21 protein-coding genes are annotated in these 20,484 nt (G+C 66.9%); 4 read left to right on the plus strand and 17 right to left on the minus strand.

Going from position 1 to position 20,484, the window contains the following annotated elements:
- Positions 1-14: 14 nt before the first annotated feature.
- The 6 genes from NN2_RS21305 to ctaD form a co-directional block, all read right to left on the minus strand.
- The gene (locus tag NN2_RS21305) at positions 15-779 is read right to left on the minus strand and encodes an enoyl-CoA hydratase-related protein (protein ID WP_063015653.1); all 765 of its coding nucleotides are present in this window, start codon (positions 777-779) and stop codon (positions 15-17) included.
- A 235-nt stretch (positions 780-1,014) separates the two neighbouring features.
- Positions 1,015-1,848 (minus strand): NUDIX hydrolase, encoded by an 834-nt coding sequence (locus NN2_RS21310; RefSeq protein ID WP_063015654.1) that lies wholly within the window; start codon positions 1,846-1,848, stop codon positions 1,015-1,017.
- Positions 1,849-1,941: 93 nt separating this feature from the next.
- A complete protein-coding gene (locus tag NN2_RS21315; RefSeq protein ID WP_063015655.1) occupies positions 1,942-2,772 on the minus strand; it encodes an ABC transporter ATP-binding protein in 831 nt (276 codons plus the stop codon).
- 192 nt (positions 2,773-2,964) lie between these two features.
- Positions 2,965-3,780 carry an aminoacyl-tRNA hydrolase gene (locus NN2_RS21320; RefSeq protein ID WP_063015656.1) on the minus strand — a complete coding sequence of 272 codons (816 nt, stop codon included), beginning with the start codon at positions 3,778-3,780 and terminating at the stop codon, positions 2,965-2,967.
- Positions 3,780-5,033 carry a phosphoserine phosphatase SerB gene (gene serB, locus NN2_RS21325; protein WP_245658799.1) on the minus strand — a complete coding sequence of 418 codons (1,254 nt, stop codon included), beginning with the start codon at positions 5,031-5,033 and terminating at the stop codon, positions 3,780-3,782. Before serB ends, NN2_RS21320 begins: the two co-directional genes overlap by 1 nt.
- A 220-nt stretch (positions 5,034-5,253) precedes the next feature.
- Positions 5,254-6,990, minus strand: coding sequence for an aa3-type cytochrome oxidase subunit I (ctaD, locus tag NN2_RS21330; protein ID WP_063015658.1), 1,737 nt, complete (start codon positions 6,988-6,990; stop codon positions 5,254-5,256).
- A gap of 199 nt (positions 6,991-7,189) precedes the next feature.
- Between ctaD and NN2_RS21335 the strand changes: the two genes are divergently transcribed.
- The gene (locus tag NN2_RS21335; protein ID WP_063015659.1) at positions 7,190-8,266 is read left to right on the plus strand and encodes an ABC transporter substrate-binding protein; all 1,077 of its coding nucleotides are present in this window, start codon (positions 7,190-7,192) and stop codon (positions 8,264-8,266) included.
- Positions 8,267-8,278: 12 nt separating this feature from the next.
- On the opposite strand, the gene NN2_RS38060 is transcribed toward NN2_RS21335, so the two are convergent.
- Complete coding sequence (locus tag NN2_RS38060) at positions 8,279-8,773, minus strand: hypothetical protein (RefSeq protein WP_174554998.1); 495 nt, start codon at positions 8,771-8,773, stop codon at positions 8,279-8,281.
- An 89-nt stretch (positions 8,774-8,862) separates the two neighbouring features.
- Between NN2_RS38060 and NN2_RS21345 the strand changes: the two genes are divergently transcribed.
- Positions 8,863-9,429 carry a P-loop nucleotide/nucleoside kinase family protein gene (locus NN2_RS21345; protein WP_169812428.1) on the plus strand — a complete coding sequence of 189 codons (567 nt, stop codon included), beginning with the start codon at positions 8,863-8,865 and terminating at the stop codon, positions 9,427-9,429.
- Here the strand turns inward: NN2_RS21345 and NN2_RS38980 are convergent.
- Positions 9,423-9,557: a hypothetical protein gene (locus NN2_RS38980; RefSeq protein WP_255407307.1), complete on the minus strand. Its 135-nt coding sequence runs from the start codon at positions 9,555-9,557 to the stop codon at positions 9,423-9,425. The two genes, NN2_RS21345 and NN2_RS38980, sit on opposite strands and share 7 nt — an antisense overlap.
- Positions 9,558-9,814: 257 nt before the next feature.
- Positions 9,815-10,777: a class 1b ribonucleoside-diphosphate reductase subunit beta gene (nrdF, locus tag NN2_RS21350; protein ID WP_030515669.1), complete on the minus strand. Its 963-nt coding sequence runs from the start codon at positions 10,775-10,777 to the stop codon at positions 9,815-9,817.
- Between the two features lie 506 nt (positions 10,778-11,283).
- Here nrdF and NN2_RS21355 point away from each other — a divergent pair.
- A complete protein-coding gene (locus tag NN2_RS21355; protein ID WP_063015661.1) occupies positions 11,284-11,682 on the plus strand; it encodes a GNAT family N-acetyltransferase in 399 nt (132 codons plus the stop codon).
- A gap of 27 nt (positions 11,683-11,709) precedes the next feature.
- On the opposite strand, the gene NN2_RS21360 is transcribed toward NN2_RS21355, so the two are convergent.
- The 8 genes from NN2_RS21360 to NN2_RS21395 all read right to left on the minus strand — a co-directional run bounded on the left by NN2_RS21360 (position 11,710) and on the right by NN2_RS21395 (position 19,645).
- Complete coding sequence (locus NN2_RS21360; RefSeq protein WP_063015662.1) at positions 11,710-12,378, minus strand: alpha/beta fold hydrolase; 669 nt, start codon at positions 12,376-12,378, stop codon at positions 11,710-11,712.
- A gap of 301 nt (positions 12,379-12,679) precedes the next feature.
- The gene (gene mgtE / locus NN2_RS21365) at positions 12,680-14,233 is read right to left on the minus strand and encodes a magnesium transporter (RefSeq protein WP_245658801.1); all 1,554 of its coding nucleotides are present in this window, start codon (positions 14,231-14,233) and stop codon (positions 12,680-12,682) included.
- Between the two features lie 349 nt (positions 14,234-14,582).
- Positions 14,583-15,347, minus strand: a complete 765-nt coding sequence (locus NN2_RS21370; RefSeq protein ID WP_063015663.1) for an NUMOD3 domain-containing DNA-binding protein — start codon at positions 15,345-15,347, stop codon at positions 14,583-14,585.
- Between the two features lie 35 nt (positions 15,348-15,382).
- Complete coding sequence (gene nrdE / locus NN2_RS21375; RefSeq protein ID WP_218022046.1) at positions 15,383-17,488, minus strand: class 1b ribonucleoside-diphosphate reductase subunit alpha; 2,106 nt, start codon at positions 17,486-17,488, stop codon at positions 15,383-15,385.
- Between the two features lie 35 nt (positions 17,489-17,523).
- Positions 17,524-18,027 (minus strand): class Ib ribonucleoside-diphosphate reductase assembly flavoprotein NrdI, encoded by a 504-nt coding sequence (gene nrdI / locus NN2_RS21380; protein WP_051756104.1) that lies wholly within the window; start codon positions 18,025-18,027, stop codon positions 17,524-17,526.
- Between the two features lie 48 nt (positions 18,028-18,075).
- Complete coding sequence (locus NN2_RS21385; RefSeq protein WP_030515663.1) at positions 18,076-18,309, minus strand: redoxin NrdH; 234 nt, start codon at positions 18,307-18,309, stop codon at positions 18,076-18,078.
- Positions 18,310-18,787: 478 nt separating this feature from the next.
- Complete coding sequence (gene ykgO, locus NN2_RS21390) at positions 18,788-18,910, minus strand: type B 50S ribosomal protein L36 (RefSeq protein WP_036504093.1); 123 nt, start codon at positions 18,908-18,910, stop codon at positions 18,788-18,790.
- 171 nt (positions 18,911-19,081) lie between these two features.
- Complete coding sequence (locus NN2_RS21395) at positions 19,082-19,645, minus strand: NAD(P)H-dependent oxidoreductase (protein ID WP_063015691.1); 564 nt, start codon at positions 19,643-19,645, stop codon at positions 19,082-19,084.
- 218 nt (positions 19,646-19,863) lie between these two features.
- On the opposite strand from NN2_RS21395, the gene NN2_RS21400 reads away from it, so the two are divergent.
- The gene (locus tag NN2_RS21400) at positions 19,864-20,481 is read left to right on the plus strand and encodes a TetR/AcrR family transcriptional regulator (RefSeq protein ID WP_227462829.1); all 618 of its coding nucleotides are present in this window, start codon (positions 19,864-19,866) and stop codon (positions 20,479-20,481) included.
- Positions 20,482-20,484 lie beyond the last annotated feature (3 nt).

Genomic DNA, 20,484 nt, shown 5'->3' on the forward strand with positions numbered 1-20,484 from the left:
TCACGCGGAGTGGGTCAGCGGCCCAGGAATTCCGCGACGCCCGGACCGGACGCCGAATAAGAACGTGTTCCTACGCTGCGATCTTCGGTTTCGAACAGCTCCGCCCACTCGCCGCGGGCGCGGTCGAGGCCGTGCGGACCGGCCTCGAAGACCCGTTTCGCCGCGGCCAGCGCGCGCGCCGGGCCGGTGGTGAACTGCCGCGCCCACCGCAGCGCCGCGGCGAAGACGTCATCGGGCGCGACCACCTCGTCGACCAGCCCGATCGCCGCCGCCTCCTCGGCATCGACGTAGCGGCCGGTGTACACCAGATCCTTGGCCGGGCCGGGGCCCACGAGCAGTCCCAGCCGGCGGATGCCCGCCACCGGGATCAGGCCCGCCCGGATCTGCGGCAGGCCGAGTTTGACGTTGTCACCGATGAGCCGGCGGTCGGCACCCAGAGCGAGCTCGAGGCCCGCGCCGACCGCGTACCCGGTGATCGCGGCGATCGTCGGCTGCGGAATCCGGGCCAGGCAGCCCAGTGCCTGCTGCAGATCCGTGGCGACGGCGCCGGCCTGCGCGGGCGTCCAGCGCGCGAGTTCGGCCATGTCGTCACCCGCGCTGAAGATTCGCTCGTCGCCGTAGACGACCACGGCCCGCACCTCGTCGTCCGCCGCGAGGTCCGCGGCGGCCGCGGCCAGCTCGAGCGCCAGCTGCAGATCGATGAGATTCAGCGGCGGCCGGGCGAAACGCAGTACGGCGATTCCCGCCTCGACACGGTCCACGGTCACGAATTCGGCCACGGCGGCGAGCCTACTGTGCGTGCCGGGACACCTCCGACGTCGGGATGTTCGCGCCGGTGTCGGACCGCCGGCGCGTCGCCGTCCGGGCCGCCGGTAGTGCGACGAGACGCTGCCGACCCGACCCGCGAGGCGAAACGGGTCCCCGAGACGAGCCCGCCGCACCGCGACCGGCGCCGGGTAGCAGCTCGCGACTCGGCCCACGCCCCGTGGCCGGGTGTCCGGTCGTACCGCCGGCTCAGTCTCGCTTCGAACCCTGCAACCGGGACGCGTCCGGCATGTCGGCGAAATACCGGTGGTTGTTCGGGAACTGCAGCATCGGCTGACCGTCGACCGGCTCGAAGACCGGCATGATCGGGCTGATCGCGCGCTCGGCCGCGAGAATCTCTGTGGTGGAGGCGAATTCGGCGATCGAACTCAGCTGCGTCCAGGTCGGCGGCAGCAGCACGTCCTCGCCGGCCCGCCAGCGGTCCAGCGCCTGCGCCGGAGTCCGCCACGCCACCTCGTGTGCCTCGGTGGTCGCGCCGTCGGCGCGCTGGCCCTCCGGCAGGACGGCGACGAAGAAGTAGGTGTCGTAGCGCCGCGGTTCCACCACCGGCGTGATCCAGTTGTCCCACGGGCGCAGCAGATCCGCGCGCAGCACCAGATTCTCGTTCGCCAGGAAATCGCCGAACGACAGTTCGCGGCGCTCGAGCTTCTCCCGGGCACTGCGGTAGGCGACAGTATCGGAGACGACGGTGTCGGCGGTCGGGCCCGCCAGCAGCACACCGCATTCCTCGAAGGTCTCCCGTACCGCGGCGCACACCAGCGCCTGCGCGCGAGCGCGGTCGACTCCGAAACGACGACCCCACCACGTCGGGTCCGGCCCGGCCCAGCCGATTTCCGCGTCGGCGTCGGAGCGGTCGACACCGCCACCGGGAAAGACGGTCATGCCGGCCGCGAAGGCCATCGCCTTGACCCGTCGTTGCAGGAATACCTCCGGTCCGGATGCGCCGTCACGCACGAGCACTACGGTCGAAGCGTCCTTCGGCGCCGGTGGCTCGGCCGGGGTTTCCGCAACAGATTCACTCACAATCGCACCATAACGCGCGCTTGGTTCCGATCGGCAGCAGGTGCCCGAATGCGGCACCGGTGCGCACTGCGGGAACAGGCGCCGGGAACCGGCTCAGGCGCGGTGGCGGCCGAAACGCTGCGAGCGCCGCGCGAAATACCGTCCGTCGATGCGATCGAGGGCGATGGACTGGCGGAAGGCCTCGCTGAGGTTCTCGGCGGTCAGCACGTCCGAGAGCAGGCCCTGTGCGATCACATCGCCCTCGTTGAGCAGCAGCGCGTGGGTGAAGCCGGGCGGAATCTCCTCGACGTGATGGGTGACCAGCACGGTCGCCGGAGCATCCGGGTCGGCGGCCAGATCGCCCAGTTGCTCGACCAGTTCCTCGCGGCCACCCAGATCGAGCCCGGCGGCCGGCTCGTCGAGCAGCAGCAGTTCGGGATCGGTCATCAGAGCGCGGGCGATGAGAACGCGTTTGCGTTCGCCCTCGGACAGGGTTCCGTAGGCGCGGTCCGAAAGGTGTTCGGCGCCCAGGCTTTCCAGGATGTCGACGGCGCGGTCGGTATCGACATCGTCGTAGCGCTCGCGCCAGCGGCCCATCACGGCGTACCCCGCCGACACCACCAGATCCGACACCTTCTCGTCCACCGGGATCCGGCTGGCCACCGCCGCCGACGACAGGCCGATGCGCGGCCGCAGTTCGCTGATGTCGGTCTTGCCGAGCACTTCGCCCAGCAGCGTGGCCGACCCCGAGGTCGGATACAGCTCGGCGGCGGCCATCCGCAGCAGCGACGTCTTACCGGCGCCGTTGGGGCCGAGCACGACCCAGCGTTCGTCGAGCTCCACCTGCCAGGTGACGGGACCCACCAGGGTATGGCCCGAACGCCGGACGGTCACCTCGTTGAAATCGATGAGCAGATCGGGATCCGGTTGCGGCACGAGCTCCATCTTTGCCGACGCGCTCGATCCGTTGCCAACGTGGTCGGTGTGCACGCTATCCGTCATAGTCGGCCACCCGCTCCCCCACGATCCGAATCGGCCATTGCCGCAGTGACATTCCGCACGTTTGAGCACCCTACGGCGCTCGACACGCCACGGCACGCCGGGCCTCGGCTCGGTGCGGTGGGTGGTCGCGCCGCGCTACGCCGCGTCGTCGAGCGGGCTCATCGGCGGCGCCACCGCGATCACCGTCATCGATCCGGGCGCGACTTCGGTGAACCCGGCATCCCGCACGGCGGCGATCGTCTCGAGCCCGTCGCCACCGTTCACTCGGGCGCACAGGCGGGCCCAGAGATCCGGCTCCGCATCCCGGACAGCGCAGCGGAATCCACGCTGCGCCCAGGCGAAGGCTTGTTCCACCGGAAGCGCACCGGCCAGCAACATGCTCGCGTGACCGACCTGCGCCGCCGCCTTGCCCACGGTCATGCTCAGGGCCGAATTCACCCACAGCACAGGCAGTTCCGGGTCCGCGGGACCGGGCTCGTCCGACTCGAGATCGGTGCCGCCGATCTGCAGTTTGCGAATGCGCTGGTCGATGTCGCCGACCGGACCGGGCACCAGGGCGCGCGCCTCGGCGCCGTCCACCTCGAGCGTGACGCCGTCCACCTCGTTGGCCGCGAGCCACTGTGCGCCACGGGCCCGGCGCGCGACCTTCCGGATACGCGAGCGCTTCCACGCGAGGTAGCGGTCCTGCCACTCACCGTCCGGACCCACTCGCGGGTCCAGGCAGAGCGCCACGGCCGCGGCGGCCGCCGCCTCCAGTACCGCACTGCGGCGCGGCGGTTCGGCTTTCGGTATGTGCAGCACCATCTGCATCGCCTGCACCTGCGCGGGATCGTCCGGATCGCCGCCACCCCCGTAACCCAGCGCCAATTCCGCATGCCGGGCACGGAAACCCGAATCCAGCAGCAGTGGCGGTGCGGCGCCCTGGGGCGCGTCGATCTCGGGTTCGGTCATCAGCTCAGCGGCACTCGGCGCAGCAGTCCGTCGCGGGCGTCCGCAGCCTCGACCTCGTCGCGGGTGACCCCGAGAATGAACAACACCGCGTCCAGGAACGGATGCGACAACGCGGTGTCGGCGACCTCCCGCAGCGCGGGCTTGGCCTGGAAGGCGATACCGAGGCCGGCGGCGTTGAGCATGTCGATGTCGTTGGCCCCATCGCCGACCGCGACGGTCTGTTCCATCGGCACGCCCGCCTCGGCCGCGAAACGCCGCAGCGCCACCGCCTTTCCGGGCCGGTCGACGATCTCGCCGATGACCTTACCGGTGAGCTTGCCGTCGACCACCTCGAGGGTGTTGGCGTGCACGAAATCCAGTTCCAGCTCGTGCGCCAGCGGTTCGATCACCTGACGGAATCCGCCGGAGACCACACCGCACCGGAATCCGAGGCGGCGCAGGGTGCGAATGGTGGTCCGCGCGCCGGGGGTCAACTCGATCCGCTCGGCGACCTGATCGATCACCGTTTCGTCCAGTCCGGTGAGGGTGGCGACGCGCTGACGCAGCGATTCGGCGAAGTCGATCTCCCCGCGCATCGCGGCCTCGGTGACCTTGCGGACCTCCTCCTCGACACCGGCGTGGGCGGCCAGCATCTCGATCACCTCGCCCTGGATCAGGGTGGAGTCGACGTCGAAGACGATGAGCCGCTTCGCCCGCCGGGCCAGCCCCGCGCGCTCGACGGCGACGTCCACCTTCTCCTTCGCGGCGACCTCGGCCAGCGCCGTGCGCAGGCGGGTCTCGGCCAGCGCGTCCTCGGTGGGCGGTGCGGTGACCATCAGCTCGAGACCGGTCACCGGGTAGTCGGCGATACCCCGGATGGAGTCGATGTTGACCTCTTGGGCGGCCAGTGTGCGCGCGATGGTGCTGAACGCGCGAGCGGTCACCGGGCTGCCGAGCACCACCACCGCGTGTGTGGACAACGGCGCCCCGGAGACCGAATTGGCGCCGATCTCGACGTCGACCTGCATGCCGACGGTCGCCATCGCGTCCTCGAGCTGATCCTGCAGATCCTCCGGATCGCCCGGACTCGTCACCAGCACCCCGAGGGTCAGCCGGCCCCGGATCACGACCTGCTCCACATCCAGCAGGCTCACGCCGTGCCGGGACAGCGCCGCCAGCAGCACCGAGGTCACGCCCGGTTTATCGGGCCCGGTGACCGTGATCAGCACCGTCGTCTCGGTGGCAGTGCCACGATCGGACTCGGACGTGCCCACGCGCAACTCCATCTCTTCGTCACAGCTCCACTTCCGCGGCGATCGCGGTCCGCGACGGCCAGCAGACATTCTCTCAGGTCGGGTGCGGCCACCGGCGCGCACCGGTCGCCGGGGTCACTGCCGCACCGCCGACCCGGCGCGGCACCCCCGAAACGCCGAACGCGGCGGCCGTCGCACTGGACGGCCGCCGCGCCGGGACTGCTCTCTTCGAAGCGGGGTACTAGCTCGACACCTTCTCGAGCTCGGCCACGTGATGGGACTTCGAGCCCCAGCCCACGTGCGCCTCGGCCCGCATGCGCTCCACCATGTGCGGGTAGTGCAGCTCGAACGCCGGACGCTCGGACCGGATCCGCGGCAGCTCGTAGAAGTTGTGCCGCGGCGGCGGGCAGGTGGTGGCCCACTCCAGCGAGTTGCCGTAGCCCCACGGATCGTCCACGGTCACGACCTCGCCGTAGCGGTAGCTCTTGAAGACGTTCCAGATGAACGGCAGCGTCGAGGCACCGAGGATGAAGGCGCCGATCGTGGAGACGGTGTTCAGGGCGGTGAAACCATCGGTCGGCAGGTAATCCGCGTAACGACGCGGCATGCCCTCGTTACCCAGCCAGTGCTGCACCAGGAAGGTGGTGTGGAAGCCGACCATGGTCGCCCAGAAGTGCCACTTCGCCAGGCGCTCGTCCAGCATGCGGCCGGTCATCTTCGGGAACCAGAAGTAGATTCCGGCGAAGGTGGCGAACACGATGGTGCCGAAGAGCACGTAATGGAAGTGCGCGACCACGAAGTAGGTGTCGGACACGTGGAAATCCAGCGGCGGGCTGGCCAGGATGACGCCCGACAGACCACCGAAGAGGAACGTGACCAGGAAGCCGACCGAGAACAACATCGGTGATTCGAAGGTCAGCTGCCCCTTCCACATGGTGCCGATCCAGTTGAAGAACTTCACACCGGTCGGAACCGCGATCAGGAAGGTCATGAACGAGAAGTACGGCAGCAGCACCGCGCCGGTGGCGTACATGTGGTGCGCCCACACCGCGATCGACAGCGCCGCGATGCCCAGCGTCGCGTAGACCAGGGTGGTGTAACCGAAGATCGGCTTACGGCTGAAGACCGGGAAGATCTCGGACACGATGCCGAAGAACGGCAGCGTGATGATGTACACCTCGGGGTGGCCGAAGTACCAGAACAGGTGCTGGTAGAGCAGCGAACCGCCGGTGGCCGGGTCGTAGATGTGGCCGCCCAGGTGCCGGTCGTAGGCCAGCGCCATCAGCGCGGCGGTCAGCAGCGGGAAGGCCAGCAGGATCAGAACGCTGGTGACGGCGATGTTCCAGGTGAAGATCGGCATCCGGAACAGGGTCATACCGGGGCAGCGCAGGCAGACGACGGTGGTCAGCATGTTGACACCACCGAGGATGGTGCCCAGACCGGAGACGGCCAGACCCAGAATCCACAGGTCGCCGCCGACACCCGGGGAGTGCACGATGTCCGACAGCGGGGTGTAGGCGGTCCAGCCGAAGTCGGCGGCGCCACCGGGGGTGATGAAGCCCGCGGTCGCCATGGTCGCGCCGAACAGGTACAGCCAGTAGCTGAACGCGTTCAGACGCGGGAAGGCGACGTCGGGCGCACCGATCTGCAGCGGCAGCACGATGTTGGCGAAGCCGAACACGATCGCGGTCGCATAGAACAGCAGCATGATCGTGCCGTGCATGGTGAACAGCTGGTTGAACTGTTCCGGCGACAGGAACTGCAGACCCGGACGAGCGAGCTCACCACGCATCAGCAGGGCCATCAGGCCGCCGATCATGAAGAACGACATCGCGGTCACCAGGTACATCACACCGAGGACCTTGGGGTCCGTGGTGGTGACGGCCTTGTAGATGAACGAACCCTTCGGGCCCAGTCGTGCCGGATACGGCCGTGTCGCTTCCAGCTTGGGGACTGGCTGGGGCTCTACAGCAGTCACTGATCCTCCTGAAGGTGTGCCTTCTGCTCGTTTCGCACGCTCGTGCGTTCCGGCACATGACGAAACGACGGTGGCTTGCGCTAGAGGCATCGTAAACCGTGGCGTCGCAGGCGTCCGACGGGGTCCTACTCTGTGTCGTATTCGCCGCGCGGACGGTGCCGCAACGACCCTGCACACGGGCGCATGTACCCTACGCTGCATGCCGGTGAGCGAACGCGTCTCCACCCGAAAGCCCAAGACCCGCAAGCGCACCAGTGCGCGCCGGCTCTCGCTCGGCGGTGCGGCCGTCGGCGCGGTGGTCGCCCTGGTCACCGGGTGCGGCACCGGGGGGGACGACGCATCGAGTTCGATCGTCCGGACCACCACGAATATCGCCGGTGCGAGCGTGGTCGGCATCGAGCGCGACACCACCCGGGCCTGCGCCCTGCCCACCGCCCCCGATCAGGCGTCGGGCACGCGCACGGTGGCAGGCACCCAGGTACCCGCGGATCCGAAACGCATTGTCGTCCTGGACACCGCGGCGCTGGACGCGGTCTGTGCCGTGGGCCTGTGGGAGCGGGTCGTCGGCGCGACCACGCAACCCGGCCCGGCGCCGCAACCGAACTATCTGGGCACCGGCGTGCTGAAGATCCCGAGCGTGGGGACCTCCGGGGCGGTGGACCCGGCGAAAATCTCCGCGTTGCAACCGGATCTGATCCTGGGCGCCGCGGGTGACGGGGATCTCGCCGCCTTGCGCGGCGTCGCCCCGACCGTACTGGTCGACCACCGCGGCTGGCAGGACGATTTCACCGCCTACACCGACGCCCTGGGCCGCGGTTCGGCCGGTACGAAGGCGCTCGCGGACTACCGCACGGACGCCCGCGAAACCGGAGCCTCGATCGCGGCCAATTTCTCGCAGGCATCGGTGATCCGCTTCTCCCCCAAGGACATTCAGGTTCAGGGCACCGACACGTTCGCGGGGCAGGTGCTCGCCGACGCCGGTGTGCAGCGGCCCGGCGCCCAGCGCGATCGCTCGTTCACGGTGGACAGCCTCGCCACCGAGAGCGACCGCAACAAGATCGAGGGCGACATCATCTATTTGATGTTCGACGGCCCCGACGGTCAGAGCCACGGCGAATCAATCATGAAGGGCGACGACTGGAAAGAGCTCGGCGCCGTCGCCGACAAGCGCGATTTCGCCGTCGAAGACGACCTCTGGCACGGTTCCGGGCTCACCGCCGCGCGGGCGATCCTCGACGACCTACGGAAGACGCTGAACGGGTACGTCACCGACTGAGCGCGTATCGGCTCATCGCAGCTCGGGGCCCGGTTCACCGGCCATCCGCTCGTCGGCATCCGACGGATTCGCCGGGGCGCGGCGCGGATCGTCGCTTGCCGCCCGCGGACGCAATGCGTAGGCCGGCACCAACTGGTCGGTCAGGTGCAGCGGCGTCCGCCCGTCCGCATAACAAACCGAGAAATTCACCCGCCCCAGCCACTCGCCACTGAACGAGGGCACCCAGTGGGTCAATGTCCCCGGCCGCTCCCCCGTCATATCCAGCCCCGCCCCGTTGACGTGCCGGGGCGCGCCCGGATCCCGGATGAGAATCGCGTCCAACCGCACCCACACCGGTTTCGGCGGCTGCACGAGCACCCGGTAGTAATAGCCGGTCTCGTTCGGATACTGCAGCTGCGGTTCGGTCCCCTCGGTCCGCGGGACACCGTCCGGAAGCCGTCGCGGCGCCCGGCCGGAGAACCCATCGCCCGCCCCCTCCGACGACACACCCCCGGCACTCGAACACATATTCGAATCATACCGAGCGGTCGGCCCGATCGACACCCACCCCACCGCATCGGGGCCACGCGTCGTCCGGGCACGTCATGATGGGGCGGATGGGCAAACTTCTCGTGCTGGTGAACGGCCTTCCGGGCGCCGGCAAATCAACCGTAGGCCAGGCGCTGGCACCGGCCTTGCGCGCCCGGCTCCTCTCGAAGGACGCGGTCAAGGAGGCGTTGGCGACCTGCGTCGAGGATCCCGCCGCTCTTCCGGATCTGGGCGGTGTCGCGATGGACGCGGCGTGGTCGATGGCGCGAACCAGTCCCACCTCGGTCGTCATCGATTCTTGGTGGTTCGCACCACGAGACACGCAATTCGCCCGCGCCGGTATCGAGAAGGTGGGCGCGGACCGGGCCGTCGAAATCTGGTGCGACGTACCACCCTCGGTGGCGAGGACCCGGTATGCGAGCCGGCGCCGCCCCGGCTTCTATCACGACGCCCAGCGCCTCGGCACGCAGTGGGACCGATGGGCCCGGGAAGCAGCACCGCTCGGACTGACGCCCACCGTCACGATCGACACCACCCGGCCCGTCGATTACACCGCGCTCGCCGCGCAGATCCACCGGGTTGCCGGTGAGCCGCTAACCCACGGCGGGCCTTTCTCGGCCTTCCGCGATCAATGAGCGGAGAAATCGGGGGTCTGCGTGCCGTGCGCGCGCAACGCGGCCGCGAACCACGCGAACACCGGGCCGTGTTCAGGCGCGGCGGGCCGGCCGTTGAGCACGCCGACCAGTCGCCGATAGTGTTCCACCCGAGGGTCGTTCGCGATTTCCAGGCGGTGCAGTATCCAGCTGCGCAGCTCGGCGTCGTCCGGTCTTGACCGTCAGCCCCGTCCGCTCGGCCGGCGCGCCGATCGTCAGCATCGTCTCGTCGTTCACGAGCCTCAGCCTGCCGCCTCCTCCTAGGGGAGACTCGAGCGGCTGGGCTGGGCAAAGCTCGCGAGGGGCCCAGAACGAACGAGCCCGGACGCAGAAGTCTGCGTCCGGGCCCTTCATGGTCGAACCGAGTTCAGAACTCCCAGTCCTCGTCTTCGGTGTTGACCGCCTTGCCGATGACGTAGCTGGAACCGGAGCCGGAGAAGAAGTCGTGGTTCTCGTCGGCGTTCGGGGACAGCGCCGACAGGATGGCCGGGTTGACGTCGGTCTCGTCGCGCGGGAACAGGCCCTCGTAACCGAGGTTCATCAGCGCCTTGTTGGCGTTGTAGCGCAGGAACTTCTTGACGTCCTCGGTGAGGCCGACCTCGTCGTAGAGGTCCTGGGTGTATTCGACCTCGTTCTCGTACAGCTCGAACAGCAGCTCGAAGGTGTAGTTCTTGAGCTCGTCGCGCTCGGGCTGGGTGAGGTCCTCGAGCCCCTTCTGGTACTTGTAGCCGATGTAGTAGCCGTGCACGGCCTCGTCACGAATGATCAGCCGGATCAGGTCGGCGGTGTTGGTGAGCTTGGCGCGCGAGGACCAGTACATCGGCAGATAGAACCCGGAGTAGAACAGGAAGCTCTCCAGCAGCGTGGAGGCCACCTTGCGCTTGAGCGGCTCGTCGCCCCGGTAGTACTCGAGCACGATCTCGGCCTTGCGCTGCAGATTCGGGTTCTCCTCCGACCAGCGGAAGGCGTCGTCGATCTCGCGGGTCGAGCACAGCGTGGAGAAGATGGAGCTGTAGCTCTTGGCGTGTACCGACTCCATGAACGCGATGTTGGTCAGCACCGCCTCTTCGTGCGGGGTGCGCGCGTCCGGAATCAGGCTCACCGCGCCGACGGTGCCCTGAATGGTGTCCAGCAGGGTCAGCCCCGTGAACACGCGCATGGTCAACTGCTTCTCGTGCGCGTTCAGCGTGTTCCACGACGGAATGTCGTTGGACACCGGAACCTTCTCCGGCAACCAGAAGTTGCCGACGAGCCGGTCCCAGACCTCGGCATCCTTCTCGTCGGGCACCCGATTCCAGTTGATCGCAGACACTCGATCGATCAGCTTCACGCCCGCTCACTCACCCTTCCCGCTTCGCCGGTCATTGTACGCTCGGACACTACTCCTAGTGGGCCGCCGCTCAGCACAACACAAGGGCTTGTGTCTCCCATGTCCTGGGCAAATGCGTTCCGGGGTGGGAAGTTCCACACCGCGGCCGAGAGCGAATGACGAGCGCGCGATGCACAGGCTACTGCCGCCGCCACGATCGCAGCAACGATGCCGAGAGTTTGCTAATGCGATCCAATACCGGGACGTGCCGGTCGATCCCCGCAGAGCACATTCCGGCGGACATCGATGAGGCCTGGCGGGTGCTCCCGACCGGGCTCAGCGCCCCGACCGGCGGCGGTGAACGCATGCGGGCGGCGCACTAATCGTGCAAACCTCCTCGGCTTCAGCGGTTTTCTCACAATCTCATGGAGGTTTGCACGAAAAGTTCGCGCTACAACAGAGTTGATACCGCCTGCCGGGATGACGCCCCCGGGTTCATCGCGCCACTTGCTCCGAGAGGATGCCTCATGACCGTTGATCTCCGCATACGTTTCGCCGTCGACGACGAGGCCCTCTCGCGGCTGCACGCGGATGCATTCGGCGGTGACCGGACCGTGGTGCCCTGGAAGGCGCGCTTGGAACGGCACAGCCGGTCATGGGTCGGCGCGTTCGTGGGTGCTCGACTCGTCGGGTTCGTGCACGCGGCGTGGGACGGTGGGAGCCACGCGTTCCTCCTCGACACCGCGGTCGCCCCGGATCTCCGTCGGCAGAGCATCGGATCCGGCCTGGTGAACGCCCTGGTCGGCGACCTGCGCGAGCTCGGAATCGAATGGCTCCACGTCGATTACGAACCACATCTGCGCAGCTTCTACCGCGATGCATGCGGTTTCGGAGCCACCGACGCCGGTCTCCTACGACTGAACTGATGAGCGCATCGGCGATGTGTGCATATTTCACTCGCTCAGCAGCAGTTCGGCGACGGCCTCCGGAGCCTCGTGCATGGCATCGTGGCCGGTGGGGAGGTCGTGGACCACCCACCCGGGGTCGGCTTCGAGCCGGGTGCGCTGTTCGGCGAACGGGGTGCGGTCTTCCCAGCCCGAGCAGTAGACGAACTCCCGGCGGGGAACTCGGGCGAATGCGCCGGTGAGCCGGATTGTCTGCAGGAACGAGGCGAGCGGGTGGGGGCGGCGGCGCGGATCGCCGTTGCCCGGTGGGCGGACGGCATAACCGGTGGTCGCGGCGCCGTCGGCGATCACCTGCCGGAAGTAGTCGTTCATCGCCGACCAGCACGATTCGCCGTCCCGGGGGACGTACGCGTCGAGATGCACCAGGCGCGCGATCCGGCCGCCGGCACGGTCGGCCGCAGCGGCGATCACCATCCCGCCGTAGCTGTGCCCGACCAGCGTCACATCGGTCAGGTGGGCGCGGTCGATGAACCGCACGACGTCGTCGGCGTGGGTGTCGAGGTTGGCGGTCGCGACCGTCGCGGTATCGTCGTCCGGCCGCAGACCGGTCAGGGTCAGGGCGTGGACGGTATGACCGGCGCGCTCCAGCAGCGGAACCACCGCCTCGAACGACCAGGAACCCTTCCACCCGCCGGGCGCCAGAACATATGTCGTCATGCGCTTTTCCTTCTCTCCCACTGCGGCATCGAGGCACGCCACCTCGGAATCACTTCGCGTGGAGACAGTCTCACCGGCTGGGAGGGTGGCTTGCTACCGAGAGAAGGCCATCCAGTACCTGTTCGCCGCCAACGTCGCCCGATCATTCACGACGTACCGTAAAGCATTGCCGCCGAATCGGTTTCGCCCCATCTCCCCGGATCGCTCGTACGACCACGCCCCGGCGACGGGTACCCCCGGCGAGCATCGCGGACGGCTGTCGTCGACAGCGGACGGTACCGTCGCCGCCCGCGGTCCCGACTCAGATGCCGAGTACGAGCTTCGCCGTCGTGAAGTAGATGACCAGCCCGGTCGCATCGACCAGCGTCGTCACCATGGGCGCGGAGATCACCGCCGGGTCGATGCGCAATTTCTTGGCCAGCAACGGCATCGTGCCGCCGATGGTCGCGGCCCAGCCACAGATGATCACCAGGGTGATGCCGACGACCAGCGCGATCTGCGCGCCGACGAACGCCGCGCCGATCACCATGCCGACCACCGCGAGCATCGACCCCAGCACCAGGCCGACCCGGCATTCACGCCAGATGACCTTCAGCAGATCCGACACCCGCACCTCTCCCACGGCCAATGCCCGCACACACGAGGTCGCCGCCTGCGCACCGGCATTGCCGCCCGCGCCGATCAGGAGCGGAATGAACAACGCGAGATGCGCGGCCTGGGCGAGCGTCGCCTCGAACGCGTCGGTCACCGTGACCGTCAGGGTGGCCGCGACCAGCAGCAACAACAACCACATCGCGCGGTAGCGGGCCAGCTGGAACACACCGGCGGCCATGTAGTGCCCGGACCACGGGCTGGCGCCGGCCTGCCGCGCCACATCCTCACTGTCGGCGGCCTCGATGACCTCGACCGCGTCGTCGATGGTCAGCAGTCCAACCAGCCGGTCTTCGCTGTCGACGACCGGCAGGTTGATCAGGTTGGTCTCGCGCATGAGCCGCGCGGCCTTCTCCGCGGCGTCGGTCGCGCGGGCGAAAACCGGTGCGGTGACGACGAGTTCGGTCAGCATCGTCTCCGGATCGCTGAGAACCAGTTCCCGCATCTCGACCACGCCGGTGAGCCGGCGACCGCCGTCCACCACCGGCAGGGTGTACACCGTCTCCGCGTGCGCGCCCTTGGCCCGAACCACCCGCAGCGCCTGTTCGACGGTCAGATCACAGTGCAGCGCAACGACTTCCGGGGTCATGTAGCGACCGACCGATCCCTCGGGATAGCCGAGCAGCGCCGCGGTCATCCGCCGTTCGCGCGGGCTCAGCCCGGCCAGCACCTTCTTGGCGACCGTCGCGGGGGCCTCGCGCAGCATCCGGGCGCGGTCGTCGGGGTCCATCCCCTCCACCAGTTCCCGGAAGCTCTGATCACGCATCCCGGACAAGATCTGCTGCTGGTCCACCGGCTCGAGCTCCTCGAACACCGCCAGCGCGTGGTCCTTGTCCAGCAGCCGGAACGCGATGCCGGCGTGCACGGCGTCCATGCGCGCGAGTTCGTCGGCGATCCGGTGTGGGGCGTGGTCGTCCAGCCAGGTCAGCGCGGCGTCGACGCGGCGGTCGTCGATGAGGTCGCGGAGCGAGTCGTGATCCGAATGCTGTTCGGCGACAGCCGTTTCCGCCGTGCGGGCCGCATCGTGTCCGCTTGCGTCGGCGGCACACGTGTCGTGCACCCCCGCTTCGGTGGCGTGTTTCTCGCCGGCGGACGCTCGACCAGCCTCCGCGCCGGCGTGGTACAGCGCGGACTCGGTGGCCGGACGACCCTCATCCGGGACATCCGGGCGTGCGGGCGCGGCAAAGAACAGATCGGTCGACATGACAGAACCTCGGCATACTGCGAGTGGGTACGGGATCACGGATCACACCGCGAGGCACCGACCTCGCCACCGAAAGCTCTACCGGCAGAACAGGAGGACGGCGCCGCGCGGCCTTCGACTCGGGGGTTCGCTACGCACAGCCACCCACCTCCTCATCGCCCGCACTACACCGTCAGAGAATTTCGATGCCCTCCCGGCACCCCGATGACCCGCCTCGTCGCCTGGTCATCGCCCGGACGCACAGCGCCCGCATGCAGGCTACACCCCCAACCGCCGCCGCGCCGAACCACGAAACTTCGGTTTCGCGCATGTACCGAGCGAGGGGTGATCAGTACGGCCGCCGCCTCCCTCACTCGTCCTTCGTATCGGCCGTATCCTCGACGCAATATCGACATGTCTCCTTGAAGACACCCTTGTTCGTGTGATGTCGCGTGTGGGCATTGCGCCTGCTCGAAGGCATCGGCCGCCCCTTCCGGACGGCGGACATCTTCGCCCGAGTCTCGGCACTGGCGGTCCGCCCGAAGTTCGGGTTTCCTGCGCCCATGCGCATCTCCGAAAGACGCCGACGCGATTCTTCCGGCATAGCATGGCCGAATCCCGGGTGCGCGGCGCCGAACTTCCCGAAGTTGGGATTCGCTTCACCCTGAAAAGAGCCTTTGCGGTCCATCGACCATTTCACGCGCTGCGACGCCGAATGCGTACGCCCGAAAAACGGATTCTCTTCGCCGAAACGACTCACACCCTGACGACCGGTCGACCGAATCCGCGCGGCCTCCCGCATTTCCGCGGTCCAGATCACACCTACTGGCCCCAGTCCGCCCTCGGAAAGGTTGAGGAGTGGCTGGCCTTCTTTCCGTAGATAAGCGATCCACGCGATCTCAGCGCGTCCCAGATCCTGGAGGCCGTATACCCAGTCCAGGACATCCGCAATGACGGCATCTCGGTCCTGTTTGCGCAGCCAGTCGTAAAACGGCGTCTTGCGACCCGCACCGGCTTCCTTGAAGTGTTGCCGGAGCCGTACATGCTCCGACTTCGTCGTCAACCCTATATAGCGATAGTCGTACTCGGTGCGGAGGCGAACTCCGTAGATGACACCATGTTTCGGCTCACCCATCGACCCCCCGCATCGAGTCTTCTATGTGCTACACATCACAACATACAGGAAACGCAATTCTCAATTTCAGTCCCTTGCAACGCCATCTGCCGGATGCGGATGTAGTACAGGGTCTTGATTCCCTTGCGCCAGGCGTAGATCTGGGCCTTGTTGACGTCGCGGGTGGTGGCGCTGTCCTTGAAGAACAGGGTCAGCGACAGGCCCTGGTCCACGTGCTGGGTGGCCGCGGCGTAGGTGTCGATGATCTTCTCGTAGCCGATGTCGTAGGCGTCGGCGAAGTATTCGAGATTGTCGTTGGTCAGGTAGGGCGCCGGATAGTAGACGCGGCCGATCTTGCCTTCCTTGCGGATCTCGATCTTCGACGCCACCGGGTGGATCGAGCTGGTGGAGTGGTTGATGTAGGAGATCGACCCGGTCGGCGGCACCGCTTGCAGGTTCTGGTTGTAGATGCCGTGCTCCATGACCGAGGCCTTCAGCTCGAGCCAGTCCTCCTGGGTCGGGATGTGCACGCCCGCTTCGGCGAAGATCTCCCGCACGCGATCGGTCTTCGGCTCCCATGCCTGTTCGGTGTACTTGTCGAAGTATTCGCCGCTGGCGTACTTGGATTCCGGGAAGCCGCCGAAGGCCGTGCCGCGCTCGATGGCGAGCTTGTTGGAGGCACGCACCGCGTGATAGGCGACGGTATAGAAGTAGATGTTGGTGAAGTCCACACCTTCTTCGGATCCGTAGTGGACCCGCTCGCGCGCCAGATACCCGTGCAGGTTCATCTGGCCCAGGCCGATGGCGTGGGATTCGTTGTTGCCCTGCTCGATCGAGGGCACCGAATAGATGTGGGTCTGATCCGAGACCGCGGTCAGCGCCCGGATCGCGACCTCGATGGTCTGCCCGAAATCCGGTGAGTCCATCGCCTTGGCGATATTGAGCGAGCCCAGGTTGCAGGAGATGTCCTTGCCGACCTCCGCGTAGGACAGGTCGTCGTTGAACACCGACGGCGTGGAGACCTGCAGGATCTCCGAGCACAGGTTGGAGTGGGTGATCTTGCCCTTGATCGGGTTGGCCCGGTTCACCGTGTCCTCGAACATGATGTAGGGGTAACCGGATTCGAACTGCAGCTCGGCGATGGTCTGGAAGAACTCGCGGGCGTTGATCTTCGACTTGCGGATGCGCTTGTCGTCGACCATCTCGTAGTACTTCTCGGTGACGTCGATATCGGCGAACGGCACGCCGTAGATGCGCTCGACGTCGTAGGGCGAGAACAGGTACATGTCCTCGTTCTTCTTCGCCAGCTCGAAGGTGATGTCGGGGATCACCACACCCAGCGAGAGCGTCTTGATGCGGATCTTCTCGTCCGCGTTCTCCCGCTTGGTGTCGAGGAAGCGGTAGATGTCGGGGTGGTGCGCGTGCAGGTACACCGCGCCCGCGCCCTGACGCGCGCCGAGCTGATTGGCGTAGGAGAAGGAGTCCTCGAGCAGCTTCATGATGGGGATGACGCCGGAGGACTGGTTCTCGATCTTCTTGATCGGCGCACCGTGCTCGCGAATGTTGCTCAGCAGCAACGCGACTCCGCCGCCGCGCTTGGACAGCTGCAGCGCCGAGTTGATGGAGCGCCCGATGGACTCCATATTGTCCTCGATGCGCAGCAGGAAGCACGAGACCGGTTCGCCGCGCTGCTTCTTGCCCGAGTTCAGGAACGTCGGGGTGGCCGGCTGGAAGCGGCCGTCGATGATCTCCTCGACCAGCTGCTGGGCGAGGATCTCGTCGCCGGCGGCCAGGGTCAGCGCGACCATGCAGACCCGGTCCTCGAACCGCTCGAGATAGCGCTTCCCGTCGAAGGTCTTGAGCGTGTAGGACGTGTAGTACTTGAACGCGCCGAGGAAGGTGGGGAACCGGAACTTCTTGGCGTAGGCCTGCTGGAACAGCTTCTTGACGAACGCACGGCTGTACTGGTCGAGAACCTCGGGCTCGTAGTAGTTCTCCTCCACGAGGTAGTCGAGCTTCTCGTCGAGGTTGTGGAAGAAGACGGTGTTCTGGTTGACATGCTGCAGGAAGTACTGCCGGGCGGCGGCGACATCCTTGTCGAACTGGATCTCACCGTTGGGTCCGTACAGGTTCAGCATCGCGTTGAGCGCGTGGTAGTCCAGGCCCTCGGTCGAGGTCTCGGTGCTGACCGGGCGCTCTAGGCGGGCCGTCTTTCCGGCCGGTGCTGTTGTCGTTGCCAAAACAATCCCAATCCCTCTCGGACGCGCTCGACGTCCTCGGCGGTTCCCATCAGTTCGAAGCGATACAGGTACGGCACCCCGCATTTGCGCGAGATGACCTCTCCCGCATAGCAATACGTATCGCCGAAGTTCGTGTTGCCGGCCGCGATCACCCCGCGCAACAGCGCACGATTATGCGGATCGTTGAGGAATTTCGCCACCTGCCTGGGGACGAATTCCTTGTCCGAGCGACCGGCTGCCCCCTCGCCGCGCTGCGCGTCGAACACGTGCCGGCCGCCACCGTAGGTGGGGCAGATCAGCACATAGGGCGTGTCGACGCGCAGCGAATCGGCGGTGTGGAGCGGAATGCGAACGGCCGGCAAACCCAGCCGTTCGACGAAGCGGTGCGTGTTCTCCGACGCGCTCGAGAAGTAGACCAGAGCGGGCGTCGATTGGGTTCCTTCCCCGGACAACCCAGCCATCCCACTCCCCCTTACTCTGCTCGTCGGACGAACGGTGACCGGAGCGGATCAGGCCGCGGCGGTCACCAGGGACTTGATGCGGTCCGGACGGAAACCGGACCAGTGCTCGTCGCCGGCGACGACGACGGGGGCCTGCAGATATCCCAGCGCCATCACATAGTCGCGGGCCTCGGGGTTCTCGGAGATATCGACGACCTCGTACTCCACACCGGCCTTGTCGAGCGCGCGGTAGGTGGCGTTGCACTGGACACAAGCGGGCTTGGTGTAGACCGTGATACTCATGGGTGACCCTCTCTCCTTGCCTTATCCGATGCAGCCTTGAATCGGTACGCCATCTGCTGTGAGCATCCGTACTGAGCACGATCCATCTGGTACTGCGCAAACCCCTGGAAGTAGGGGCACCACCGGTGATCACAGTGCTGTGATCGGCTCGGAATCCGTCTCCCCTTCCAGTGCCGTAGACACTACACCTAGTGGCCGACAGATTCATACAACACGACATGTTGCGAACCACAAAGATGAAATTCGACGGCCGTAAGTACCAGGACAGTCGATTCGCAACCCGACACGACAGTGGCGCAGATCACGATTTCATGTCGCAGCTCTCTCTCAGCAAACCCAATACCACCTCTGGTCACATCGGCCACAGGGATCTCAACAGGCCCGTCTGGGCACATCCGAAACGACCGAATGCCGCGCCCGTTCCGGGGAACGAACGCGGCATTCGGCGGCTACTTCGGCGTGTCGCAGCCGAGCCGGATCAGCCCTGGCGAGCCTTGAACCGCGGCTCCTTCTTGTTGATCACATAGGTCTTGCCACGGCGTCGCACCACCTGAGCGCCCGGCTTGTCCTTCAGCGAACGCAGTGAATTCCGGACCTTCATGAGGACCTCCTATTGGAAATGGTTTTCATATCCTATAGAGGTGTGCGACGGGAGCGTTAGGACGCCGGTCACGTCGCCGCCCCTCGTAGCCGATGGCCCCCGACGCCACCGAGGGGCCACACCATCGGGTGCGGCCCCTCGGAACGGCTCGAGCCGGTTACCGTCTCGGGCTCAGGCGTTGACCGATTCCCGCGCGGCGACCAGTTCGGTGACCGCGGCGGCGAGCTGGGTCAGAGCCTCGGCGTCCTCGCGCGGATGCGCCTCGCCGAAGCGCTGGCCGATGGTGCCGAAGTGCAGGTGCGCGCTCTCCACGACGGTGCCGCCGGCCACACCTACCGCCTTCACCGTGTCGCCGTGCGCCCACTTCGCGGCGTTCTGGCTGATCGAGGCGCTGATCACGGCGACCGGCTTGTCCTTGATCGAACCGGCGCCGTAGGGCCGCGAGGCCCAGTCGATCGCATTCTTCAGCACGGCCGGGATCGTTCCGTTGTATTCGGGGACGAACAGCACCAGGGCGTCGGCGGCGGCGACGGCGTCACGCAGCGCCTGCGCCGGCGCCGGCACCTGACCCGGTACGTCGATGTCCTCGTTGTAGAACGGAACATTTCCGAGACCGTCGTAGATATCGACCTCGACACCTTCCGGGGCGGTCTGGGCGGCAGCCTCGGCCAGCTGCCGGTTGATCGAACCGGCGCGCAAGCTGCCGACGAGAGCCAGGATGCGAGTCTGTGACATGATCACTCCTTGTGCGGTGGGGCGGCGGTGGCTTCCGCTGTCACGACACGATAACCGGACTACGGTCCGCTTTCATTCCCGGGTCATGGGGTAAACGAACTGTGAACTGCGACACTCCCGATTCGACGCCGTCGAATTCGTCCCATTCGTCCGATCCGCGCGCCACGGATCCGGCCTTCGCCGCCGCGCCGCGTCCGGGCGTGCTGCCACTCGAGGCCGTGGCCGTCGACCTCCCGCCGACCGCGCTCACCACCGCGCTGCCGGTAGCCGAACACTCCGAGCGCAGCGATGCCGTACGCAATCGGCAGCTGCTGCTCGACGCCGCCGAGGAATTGGTCCGCGAATTCGGCGCCGACGGCGTCACGATGGACGCGGTCGCCAAGCGCGCGGGCGTCGGCAAGGGCACCGTATTCCGCCGGTTCGGCAACCGGGCCGGTCTCATGCTGGCGCTGCTCGACCAGTCCGAGCAGAAACTGCAGGCGGCGTTCATGTTCGGGCCGCCGCCGCTGGGCCCGGGCGCCCCGCCGCTGCAGCGGCTGATCGCCTACGGTCGCGCCCGTTTGGCCGGGATCGAGGTGGAGGGCGAAATGCGCCGCGCCGCCGACGAATCCGGCCGCTACGCCAGCGCGCCGTACAACATCTCGAAAACCCATGTGTCGCTGTTGCTTCGGCAGCTCGACATGAACGGCGATATCGCGCTGACGGCGGATACGCTGCTGGCGATCCTCGACGCCGGCCTGGTGCTGCATCAGCTGCGGGTCCTCGGTTATCGGCCCGAACAGATCGCCGACCACTGGGAAAACGTGGTGCGCGCACTGGTGGCACCCGCCCAGTAGAGT

The sequence above is a fragment of the Nocardia nova NBRC 15556 genome (assembly GCF_001613005.1).
In the GTDB taxonomy this organism is placed as follows: domain Bacteria; phylum Actinomycetota; class Actinomycetes; order Mycobacteriales; family Mycobacteriaceae; genus Nocardia; species Nocardia nova.